This window comes from Brunnivagina elsteri CCALA 953, assembly GCF_002289455.1.
Lineage (GTDB): Bacteria > Cyanobacteriota > Cyanobacteriia > Cyanobacteriales > Nostocaceae > Brunnivagina > Brunnivagina elsteri.
On record NZ_NTFS01000210.1, the window covers coordinates 1 to 11,521 of the forward strand.

The following is an 11,521-nucleotide window of genomic DNA, read 5'->3' on the forward strand; positions in this document are numbered from 1 at the left end:
ATCACTCAAGCCTAATAAAATCTTGGAACTCTTGTCAGGAAAGATTTATAGCTTATTTTTTTACATCGAACTCAGGTAAAAAACTATCAGCTTTTAAGGGGTCATTTACTGACTTTTGAAGAGTGGTTAAAGGATGCTGGCTTTAAAGCTATTACTTTAGATATAAATATACCTCCAGATTTAGCTTTTATGTTTGCTCCTTTGTGTTCATCTCTTCTCAAGAGAAAGCTAGAAATAAAAAATATTCACTTTATTCAATCTGATAAAGTGCTTGAAAATCTTTTAGTTAAAGATGATACTGATACTGATGATGCTAATGAAGAAAAAGGAGTAAAACCTTTTCCCAATTGGGTTTTTCATAAGGACAAAAAATCAGAAACTGATGCAAATACAATTAATATTAATACAGCAGATAAGATTACTTTGACTAATATTTTTAAAGGTACAGGTATAAAGCAAACCACTATAGAAAGACTAATAAGAAATAGAGAGAATAATAAATATAGAGATTTAGATAATTTAGTCTCTGATTTAAAATTTACTCAAGGAGTAAAAGCAAAACTTCAGAAAAAAGTTGAGAATAATGAGATTTGCTTCTACCATAACCTTTAGTTGATGAGTTTCCAGTTTTACCTACTTATCCAACTGCGATCGCAACTGCTGGATACTGCTTTAATACCTGTCGCAAATAATTCCCAGTATAGGATTGTTCATTTTTCGCCACATCTTCTGGTGTACCTACTACTATTAATTCACCACCTTTATCTCCACCTTCTGGACCTAAATCTATTAACCAATCGGAACATCTAATTACATCTAAATTATGCTCGATTAATAATACAGAATTGCCTTTATCGACTAATCTCTGCAACACATCTAATAATTTATGAACGTCATAAAATGACAATCCGGTTGTCGGTTCATCAATTAAATATAGAGTCTTTCCTGTTGCTCGTCTCGATAGTTCCGTAGCTAATTTCACACGTTGCGCTTCACCACCTGATAAGGTTGTCGCTGGCTGTCCAAGTCGCACATAACCCAATCCAACATCGAATAATGTTTGTAATTTGTTGACTGCTTTGGGAATGTTTTGGAAAAATTCTAAGCTTTCTTCAACTGTCATATTCAGGACATCGGAAATAGACTTTCCTTTATACTTAACTTGTAATGTTTCCCGATTGTATCTCGCACCTTTACAAACTTCGCATTGCACGTAAACATCGGGTAAAAAGTTCATCTCAATGACGTTGACACCCTGACCACTACAGGCTTCGCAGCGTCCACCTTTAACATTAAAAGAGAATTGTCCGGGTTTGTAACCGCGTGCTTTTGCTTCGACAGTTTGCGAAAAAACATCACGAATAATGTCAAAAACTCCCGTATATGTAGCTGGATTAGAGCGTGGTGTGCGTCCAATTGGTGATTGGTCAATGACTATGGCTTTATCAATTGCACTTAATCCTTGAATTGCATCGACATCTTTGGGAAATGGGACTCTTTTGGTGATGTGGTTTTGCAGTGCCGGGTAAAGAATTTCGTTGATTAATGTTGATTTACCCGAACCAGAAACCCCGGTGACGGTGACGAGTCTACCGAGAGGAATATCAACATTGATATTTCTCAAATTATTGCGGTAAGCATTTTTAATGATTAAATTTAAACCGCTACCTTCCCGTCTTTGTGCTGGTGTATGAATGACTTTTCGTCCAGATAAATATGCTCCTGTTAACGAATCTTCAGCATTTAATAATGCTTCTAAATCACCCTGAGCAACTATATTCCCACCATGCATTCCCGCACCAGGACCAATATCCACTACGTAGTCGGCAGCGCGAATTGTTTCTTCGTCATGTTCCACCACGATTAATGTATTGCCTAAGTCGCGGAGTCGGTTGAGGGTACGCAATAAACGTCCATTGTCGCGCTGGTGTAAGCCAATACTAGGCTCGTCGAGGACGTATAATACACCTGTTAAACCGGAACCAATTTGTGTGGCTAGTCGGATGCGTTGCGCTTCCCCACCGGAAAGGGTCATGGCGGGACGGTCTAAGGTAAGATAGTCCAATCCGACATCGAGGAGAAATTGTAACCTCGCTCTGATTTCCCGGAGGACTAAATCTGCAATTTGTACTTGACGCGGGTTTAATTTAAGTTGGTCGATGCGTTCTTGGCAGTCACGGATGGATACGCTGGTGAAATCGAGAATTTTGTATTGTCCCAAGCGTACCGCTAAAGCTTCCGGTTTTAAACGTTTTCCGTGGCAAACTGGGCAGGGTTGATCGACTAAATATTGTTCGAGTTTTTGTTTGACAAGTTCTGTACCACCTTCATATTGACGCTGCAAGATAGGGAGGACACCACGAAAGTGGTTTTTTTGTCCTTTTTCAGGTTCTTCCCCCTCTAGGATGATTTTATGTTGCTCGACGGTAAGATTACTCCACTTACTTTGTAGCTCGAATCCGTGTTCGTTCCCCAAACTGTAAAGAAGTTCGAGATAATAGGAATTTTCTTTTTCCGACCAAGGTGCGATCGCAGCATATACTGGTGCTTCGGGGTCAGGTACTACTAAGTCGTGGGCAAATGTCCTTAAACTACCAATCCCATGACAGTTGGGACATGCACCATAGGGTGAGTTGAAGGAAAATAAACGGGGTGATAGTTCGTCCATCACTGCCCCATGTTCGGGACAGGCAAAGTTTTCGGAAAAAACTATTTCTTCGTCTATTGGTTGTTCGTTGCTTTCTACCCCCTCTAACCCCCCCTTAGCAAGGGGGGGAGTTATTGGTGTATAAACAATAACTGCTATCCCTTCGGATAACTTAAGACACGTAGAGAGAGAATCCACCAAACGCTCTTGTAATTCGTCTTTTTTTACAAGACGGTCAATTACAACTTCAATAGTGTGTGTAAAATTTTTATCTAATTCGATTGAGTCGGAGAGTTCTCTGACTTCGCCATTAATCCGAACCCGGACAAATCCTTGTGATGCTAAACCCGATAATAACTTTTTATGAGTACCTTTTTTGCCCCGAACTACAGGTGCGAGAATTTGGAACTTGGTACGTTCCGGTAATTCCATGATGCGATCGACCATCTCATCGATAGTTTGTGGGGCAATATTGCGATCGCAAATCGGACAATGAGGTTGTCCGGCTCTACCGTAGAGCAATCGCATATAATCGTAAATCTCGGTGACTGTCCCAACTGTGGAGCGGGGGTTATGGGATGTTGACTTTTGATCGATGGAAATAGCTGGACTCAAACCCTCAATTGCCTCGACATCAGGTTTGTTTAATTGTCCTAAAAATTGTCTAGCATAAGCGCTGAGAGACTCGACATAGCGACGTTGCCCTTCAGCGAAAATTGTATCAAACGCTAGGGAAGATTTACCAGAACCGGAAACCCCTGTAAAAACAATTAACTTGTCTCTGGGAATGTCCAAATCAACATTTTTCAGATTGTGCTGTCTAGCACCTCGAATCCGAATCATGTTTTGATTGTTCAACTGCGAGGGCAGGTTACTTTTTCCGTTCGCGGATGGGGCAATCTGATTTTCAGACATATCGGCAGGCTAAAGTTTTGCTAAGGAGGGCGAAACAGTCCTTAATAATATCACTGTTATATGTCTCATGGTAGAACATTCGTACTGATATTTGGATGATATTTGAACTGATATCTGAAAATTGGGTAATTTTTAAGTTTGGCTCCTCCAAGATTGATATTTTGGAGGTTGCGAGCCAAACTTTATCTTGTTCACCACAATCATCCTCGTGGATTATTTCGCCAAGCTGCTAGAATTATTCCCATTCTGGCAATCGAAGCGATAAAGCAATTAATCTCAATTCTGTTAACTTTAATTGAGCAATCCATAAGCAAATGAATGCCTCAAAGCGAATAAACCGAACTGATATCAGAGTAATTGCCGAATGATATGTGGTGGTTATATTGATTAATAGTTCACAATGTTATTTTGCAGAAGAAGCTTTTTTCGCCTTAGTGGTCGTTTTCATTGTCGAAACCCGTGGTTGTTTAGCAGGAGGCTTTCTCTTAGTGGTTTGTGCTTTGACAATTGCTTCAGATGATGGTTTCTCTGCTTTTTGCTTTGGTGGTCGGCATATTTCGCAATAGAGTGGTTGTGAGGGGAAACAGATACGTTCGGATACGGAATTGCATTCCTTGCATACAAAACGATAGAGTTTTTGCCGGATAACACGAACGTGAGCTTTGACGTAAATTTCCTTGCTTTCCACTTGTTTTTTTTTCCTTTTTTGATTTGGTAACTAACTTATGAATGTGAACGATTCACCTGAGATTCTCAGAATGTTGTCGGCAGAACGCGATCGCTATGTTTTAGAAGCACTGGATTTGGAACGTCGCTTATCTTTTATCCGACATCAGATTAATTCTATAGAAGGTCTAATATCAGGTTACGCCCAAGAAGACCAGATGTATCATCCTTTAGGTCGGTTATCTAGTTTATCCTCGACACAGGCATTCCTTCAGGAAAGTCTCAGTCCAATTAACCGACATTTGGAAAACCAGAACCTAGAAGTCCCCATACAACCGATTGTAGAAACAATTCCTTCACCACCTATAAATAATGTAACAGCAACAAATAATGTAACAACGAATGCAAAACCCAATCTTTCTGACATTCCTAAACTTAACATTACGAGAAAACCGGGGACTTTACCGCTCCTCCCACAATATCAAGAATACTCGGTTCAAAACGCAATTTTGATTCTGATGCGTTACAATCCCACAACTCATTTTCATGTCGATGCGATCGTTCGCGATTTGTATGGTGATGGATTAGACGAAGAGCAATTTAAAATTGCCAAAGCCACTGTTAGCAAAATGCTTTCTACAGGTACGCAATCCGGAATGTGGTTCCGAGTTTTACACACTCAAGGGGTCTACACGCTAACTTATGAGAAAGGTAGTACTAGTAAGCCACCAAAAAGAAGGTAGAAAGTAGTTAATTCTTGGGCATTGGGTATTGGGTATTGGGTATTCCTAATTTCCAAAATCCAAAATCCAAAATCTATAATCCAAAATCTACAGTAGCGTGGATTTTCACTGAATACAGAGAGACGTGACATGTCTCGTCTCTACAATTTTCTAATCCAAAATCCCTAATATAAAATCTCCTAATCCAAAATCTAAAATCGAATGACTGAACCAATCTGGCAATCTCCTCCCGCACCAATAAATGAAATTCTTAATGCATTAGCACCTCCAACGGTGTTGCTTTCTCCTAATCAAAAATATTTTGTCGAATTAGAACAGCCTTTAATGTCTGACATCACAGAAATGGCTGAACCGGAAATTTCTCTAGCCGGATTTTTATTAAATCCAAAGACTAATGCACCTGCTCGTTATAATAAATACCATAGTTTAAAAATTAGGGATATTAACTCGAATACTATTATATCCGTAAACTTACTTAATTCTGGCGAGAAAGATTGCAAAATTAGTTATTTGAAGTGGTCGCCAAATGGCGAGCAATTAGCATTTACATTAACCCAAACAAATGGTTTAGAACTATGGATTGTGGAATTAGCAACAGGAGTTAGCAAACGTTTAACCGAACCGATTTTAAATGCGGCTTATGGGATTCCTCACCGTTGGTTAACTAATGACACCTTAATTTGTAAATTTATACCTGAAAAACGGGGAGAACCTCCCGTAAAATCCTCAATTCCCACAGGACCAATTATTGAGGAAAATTTAGGAAGAAAAACTCCCAGTCGCACTTACACAAACTTGCTAGAAACGACCCATGATGAGGCATTATTTGAATATTACTTATCCTCAAGCTTAGAAAAAGTGACCTTAGATGGTCAACGTACTCCCCTAATTCCACCTTGTTTAATCGATGAAGCTCGACCTTCCCCCGATGGTAATTATATTCTCTTAATGACGCTGCACCGTCCGTTTTCCTATCAATTACCTGCTTCCTATTTTCCCAAACGTACCCAAGTGCTTGACGCAAATGGCAAAATCATTCGTGAACTCGAAGATTTACCCCTAGCTGATAATCTTTCAATTAAATTTGATGCGGTACGAACTGGCAAACGACGGGTATTTTGGAGATGCGATCGCCCCTCAACTATATACTGGGTTGAAGCACTCGATGAAGGTAATCCCAGTAATCAAGTTGCCAAAAGGGATACATTTTTTCAGATGGATGCACCTTTCTCCGCAGAACCACTGATGCTCTGGCAATCTGAGTATCGCTTTCAACATGTTGCTTGGGCAAGGGAAGATGTGGCATTGGTTTGGGAAAAATGGTTTGATAGCCGCAGACAGCGAATTTGGCTTCTTAACCCCAAAAACCCCGAAATCACGCCAAAGTTGTTGTGCGATCGCAGTACGGAAGACAAATATAATGAGTTCGGCGCACCGATGACGGTGTTAGGTCAGTACGGCAGAGATGTAATTCGCTTGACTCCTGAAGGTGATGGAATATACCTCAACCATCGCGGAGCTTCACCCCAAGGTGTGTATCCATTCCTCGATAAATTCAACCTGGAAACCCAGGAAAAACAGCGTTTGTGGCAATGCCAAGACCCATATTTTGAGGGAGTTGTAGACATTCTTGACGACCAAGCAGAGGTATTTCTTACCCGTCGTCAATCCCAAGCTGAACCACCAAATTATTTCCTGAAAACTGATAATACACTAACGCCTCGACCATTAACAGATTACCAAGACCCGGTTCCCCAACTAGCAGGGATTCAAAAAGAACTGATTCAATATCAACGTGCTGATGGAGTGGGTTTATCAGCGACTTTGTATTTACCTCCCGGATATGATGTCAAGCGAGATGGGGCTTTACCAATGTTATTTTGGGTATATCCAGAGGAATTCAAAGACAGGGAATTTGCGGGACAGGTGACAACAGCTACCAACACTTTTAGTCGTCCTTTGCGTGACTCGGTGTTATTTTTACTTACCCAAGGTTATGCAGTTCTTTCTGGTCCCAGTATACCCATTGTTGGGGAAGGTGAGGCAGAACCCAATGATAGTTATGTGGAGCAATTGATTGCGGGAACCCAAGCAGCAGTTGATTATGTGGTGGGTTTAGGAATTGCCGATCGCGATCGCATTGGCATTGGTGGACATTCCTATGGTGCTTTTACAACGGTGAATCTTTTGGCACATACGGATTTATTCAAAGTGGGGATTGCGCGGAGTGGTGCATATAATAGAACGCTTACACCTTTTGGTTTCCAGGGAGAACAGCGTAATTATTGGGAAGCTATCGACACGTATAATAATATGTCGCCATTTACCCATTTAGCCAAAGTCAAAGCTCCCTTATTGCTAATACATGGGGAAAAAGATAGCAATCCTGGCACATATCCACTGCAAACAGAACGTTTGTATGAAGCATTAAAAGGATTAGGTGCAACGGTGCGCTGGGTAGTGTTACCCTACGAAGACCACGGATATCGATCGCGGGAAGCAGTAGGTCATGTACTGTGGGAAATGGTCAATTGGTGCGATCGCTATTTGAAGTAGAACATTGGGGATTGGGCATTGGTTAAAAATCTCCAGAAACCTGGTTTTTCTCACCACGTAAATGAATGCAATATCGCAAACACCGTAGGGGCAGACGGTTGTTTGCCCTCATTTATTTGCCCTTATATTTGGATAAGGCACTTCCAGAAAATAAAATCTTCTTTCTCATATACTCACCAACACTATCACGCCAAGGGTAGGGAGACCCTACCCCTACAATTCTGGAGAATTTATTTTTTGGTGTTCCCTTAGCAATCGGAACCGCTATGCGATCGCTCTCCAACGTTTAATAGTTCCACCAACTAAATCAGCAAAGTAAAGAAAACCATCTGCACCCGTGGTAATTTGTACAGGTGCGCCAACATTAGCAAAGCCAGTATCAAACCGTTGGATAGAAACAAATTGTCCTTGACTATTTAAGGTGACACTATCCACCGTACTTTGGCTAATATCGGCAATGAATAAGGTGTTTTGGTAAATCGAAGGTAAATTATTACCCGTGTAGAAATCACCCATGACGATCGCGTTCGATCCAAAGTGGGGATAAGCATAAACTGGTGTAACTACTGGTTGACCACTTGCGTAGAAGCTTTGTGCTGGTTGAACGACTTGACCGCTCGGTGTTGTGTAGCGAATACCTGCATATCCCGGCTGTTGTAGGCTACTGGGGAATCCACCTTCAAAATAGGGCCAGCCAAAATTGCTACCAGGGTTGCCACTGTTGATTTCTTCCCACGAGTTCCAACCCACATCCCCAATGTAAGCTTTCCCTGTATTGTCGTCGATGGTAAAGCGGAATGGATTACGGAGTCCAGAGTAGTAAACTTTGGAACGGTTACTGCTGGGGTCGCTGGTTTGATAGAAGGGGTTGTCTGCCACTCCTTGACCTGTAATTGGGTCGATGCGTAATAATTTACCCGAAAGGTTATCGATGTCTTGGACGCGGATTCCTCTTGGGTCTACACGGTTGTAGGATGTGCCATCACCGTTGGTAATATATAATTTGCCATCATTACCAAATTTCATGTAGCCGATTGAGTGGGATTCGCTATCTGTGGCAAGGTAGTCTTGAATATTAGTGAGATTACTGAGATTACTGTAGTAATCTGCCATATTTGTAAATAATTGTCCGCTTCCGGTTCCCGTTTGTTTGACGATACCAGAGGGGGAAAAATTTGCTTGGTAGTCAATATTTTCAGTGCCGGAAAAGACTTTTACATCAGTACTATTACCATCGGGACGACTAGTAAATTGCCAGTTGCTATTTGTACCGAGCAATACGACTCTGTTGTCAGTAGCGGTACTATTGGGGTTAAAGACAATATTACCGGATGCGTCTGTGGTTGCCCTGACTCGCAACAATCGTGATGGACGATTTCCTTCGTTATCGGGGTTATCTAAGGTTGAGTTGGGGTTATTGATTGCGGGGTTGTTGCTGAAAACTTCTGGTGGATCGTAGGTGTAAAGTAGGTAAACGTAAGGATTATTTTGGAAATCGGGATGAATTGTGATTGATAATAAACCGCGATCGCGAACATTATTTACTTCCGTGCTGATGTCGATAAATGGAGTGGTTTGTAGTTGTCCATTTTTCACAACCCTAACAATCCCGTCTTTTTGAGCAATTAGCAGGTTATTGGTATTTGGTATCCACTCGAAGGATGTTGGTTCGGTTAAACCACTAACAAAGGTTTCACGGGTAATATTTCCTGGATCGTCATCAATAATCGTAATTTTTGCCCTATCTGTGGCATTCAAGGTAATTCCACCAGTGGGGTTACTAAATTTGATCGTAAAAGTCTCGTTTACTTCCCCAATTGTATTATTGACTATGGGAATTGATATTTGTTTGTTACGTTCTCCGACTGCAAAGTTGAGGATACCTGATACTGATTGGTAGTCACTGACTGGTTGGGCTTTATCATCGATTTCTGTAGAACTAGTGTAATTTACTGTCGCGGCACTTGTGGCATTTCCCCGGATTACAGTCACAATTGCATTACCTACACTTTCATTAACTCGTGGACTAATGATAGTTAAATCGGTATTTTCATTATCGATAATCGTAATTGTACCAGTACGCTGAGTTCCTAAATTAGCACCTGTAGCTTGGTCTACAACAAAGTTAAATGTTTCATTTGCTTCCAGTAAAGCATCATTAATTATGGGAATAGTCACAAACTTGCTAGTTTCACCTGGTGCAAAAGTCAGAGTTCCTTCGGTTCTGGTAAAATCAACATCAGTCGTAGCTGTTACGGACAGTGTGGAATATCTAACTGTGGAAGCTTCGCTTAAATCTTCACCACTACGCACCACTTGTACTTGGACAGTTCCCTCATCTTCACCAACATAAGCTGGTACGGTTCCTAAAGTAATGGTGGGTAATCTCTTTGATGGGAAAAGCTGGGTTGAAGGTACAATCTGACGGGTTTGAGTTAGACTTGCCCATTCAAGTTTGGCGACTGCTCCACCACCATTTTCGTAATAATCGACCTCGATGTCGTATTTCTGCCCTGCTTGAAGCGCGATCGCACCACTCGCAACTGTGGGAGGTTGATCTACAAATCGATCGATTACCAATTGATTGTTAATCTTTACTCTCACACCATCATCTGTCGTTGTGAAAAATGTGTAGGTTTCGTTATATCTAGCTTCAATTTGACCAGTCCATTTCACCGAGAATGTATCGACACCAATTGACGCATCTGGTGAACCATTACCAAAGTCAAAATTAATAGTTGCATCGGTACGGGTTAATTTTAGATTTGTAAAATCGATGTTGTCGTAATATTCACCCCGCAAACCAGTACCAGTACCAGTACTAGAAATGTTAACTAAGAAATTACCAAGATTGCCAGTAGCTGCAAAATTCCCACTTGTGTCCTTAACTTGATTGGGTTGCAGTGCAATGGTGTAACTACCATTGTCCCCAGTATCCCACGTTCCCCCAGGTGGAGTAATTCTATAAATCATGGAAAATAATCTTAGTAAGAATAATTTAGATACTAGTCAACAACTTTCACAAAACGTAAATCTACTTAATGCTTCTGATACACTACTCAATCAATCATTACGCTTAAGTTCAAGTAGTCAAGTCATTATTTTAGCTGCTCCTTCTGGAACTGGTGATGGTTTGCGGGGTGAATATTACGATAATATCGACTTTACAAATTTAAAATTAACCCGTACCGATGCCAATGTAAATTTTGACTTTGGTAGTGGTTCCCCAGATTCATCAATTGGAGCAGATACATTTTCAATTCGTTGGACAGGTCAAGTTGAAGCTCAATTTAATGAAGCTTACACCTTCTACACCACCACAGATGACGGTGTAAAGTTATTTATTAATGACCAATTACTAATTAGTCGAGGAGATCAAGCTGCAACGGAAGCTGCAAGTACAGCAATTACATTAGCAGCAGGTCAAAAATATAATATCCGACTTGAATATTACGAAAATGGTGGATTAGCAGTTTCCAGACTCGCTTGGTCAAGTGCAAGTCAAGCCAAACAAATTATTCCTCAGTCGCAATTATTTTCATCTGTTTCAACCGCTCCAACCGCATTACTCAATTCCCCAATCTCTCCAACTAGTGGTACAACTAGTTACGATTTCACCGTCAGTTACAACGATGACACAGGGATTAATGTTTCCAGCTTGGATAGTACAGATATTCGCGTCACGAATACAAATGGATTCAACCAATTAGCCACATTTGTTAGTGCTACTCCCAGTGGAAACGGAACACCACGCACTGCGACTTATAGAATTACCGCACCAGGGGGAACTTGGGATGCTGCTGATATTGGCAGTTACACTGTAGCTCTGCAAGCAAATCAAGTTAGTGATATCAGTGATAATTTTGCTGCTGCGAGTAACCTGGGTAATTTCCAATTCATCCTTCCCAGTGGTGGAAATGGTTTGCGGGGTGAATATTACGATAATATCGACTTTACAAATTTAAAATTAACCCGTACCGATGCCAATGTAAAT

Annotated in this window: 7 protein-coding genes; 4 read left to right on the top strand and 3 right to left on the bottom strand. The window is 40.9% G+C overall.

What is annotated here, in order from left to right:
- Positions 1-189: 189 nt before the first annotated feature.
- On the top strand, positions 190-612 hold the full coding sequence (locus CK510_RS17905; RefSeq protein ID WP_095723000.1) for a ComEA family DNA-binding protein: 423 nt from the start codon (positions 190-192) through the stop codon (positions 610-612).
- 25 nt (positions 613-637) lie between these two features.
- Here the strand turns inward: CK510_RS17905 and uvrA are convergent, their stop codons facing one another.
- Together uvrA and CK510_RS17915 are read right to left on the bottom strand one after the other, a co-directional pair.
- Positions 638-3,562, bottom strand: coding sequence for an excinuclease ABC subunit UvrA (gene uvrA, locus CK510_RS17910; RefSeq protein WP_095723001.1), 2,925 nt, complete (start codon positions 3,560-3,562; stop codon positions 638-640).
- A 403-nt stretch (positions 3,563-3,965) separates the two neighbouring features.
- Positions 3,966-4,250, bottom strand: a complete 285-nt coding sequence (locus CK510_RS17915; protein ID WP_095723002.1) for a hypothetical protein — start codon at positions 4,248-4,250, stop codon at positions 3,966-3,968.
- A 43-nt stretch (positions 4,251-4,293) separates the two neighbouring features.
- Between CK510_RS17915 and CK510_RS17920 the strand changes: the two genes are divergently transcribed.
- Both CK510_RS17920 and CK510_RS17925 read left to right on the top strand, forming a co-directional pair.
- Positions 4,294-4,971, top strand: a complete 678-nt coding sequence (locus tag CK510_RS17920; protein WP_095723005.1) for a hypothetical protein — start codon at positions 4,294-4,296, stop codon at positions 4,969-4,971.
- A 201-nt stretch (positions 4,972-5,172) separates the two neighbouring features.
- On the top strand, positions 5,173-7,527 hold the full coding sequence (locus CK510_RS17925; RefSeq protein ID WP_095723003.1) for an alpha/beta hydrolase family protein: 2,355 nt from the start codon (positions 5,173-5,175) through the stop codon (positions 7,525-7,527).
- Positions 7,528-7,791: 264 nt separating this feature from the next.
- Here CK510_RS17925 and CK510_RS17930 read toward each other — a convergent pair whose 3' ends face one another.
- Positions 7,792-10,500, bottom strand: coding sequence for a PQQ-dependent sugar dehydrogenase (locus CK510_RS17930; protein ID WP_095723004.1), 2,709 nt, complete (start codon positions 10,498-10,500; stop codon positions 7,792-7,794).
- Between CK510_RS17930 and CK510_RS17935 the strand changes: the two genes are divergently transcribed.
- Positions 10,499-11,521 (top strand): PA14 domain-containing protein (locus CK510_RS17935; protein WP_211293222.1); only part of this gene is annotated, 1,023 nt, incomplete at its 3' end. The two genes, CK510_RS17930 and CK510_RS17935, sit on opposite strands and share 2 nt — an antisense overlap.

Bases quoted from the DNA above. Each gene is read 5' to 3' on its own strand.
- uvrA (WP_095723001.1), bottom strand. From the start codon at position 3,562: ATGTCTGAAAATCAGATTGCCCCATCCGCGAACGGAAAAAGTAACCTG.
- CK510_RS17925 (WP_095723003.1), top strand. From the start codon at position 5,173: ATGACTGAACCAATCTGGCAATCTCCTCCCGCACCAATAAATGAAATT.
- CK510_RS17905 (WP_095723000.1), top strand. From the start codon at position 190: ATGTTTGCTCCTTTGTGTTCATCTCTTCTCAAGAGAAAGCTAGAAATA.
- CK510_RS17930 (WP_095723004.1), bottom strand. From the start codon at position 10,500: ATGATTTATAGAATTACTCCACCTGGGGGAACGTGGGATACTGGGGAC.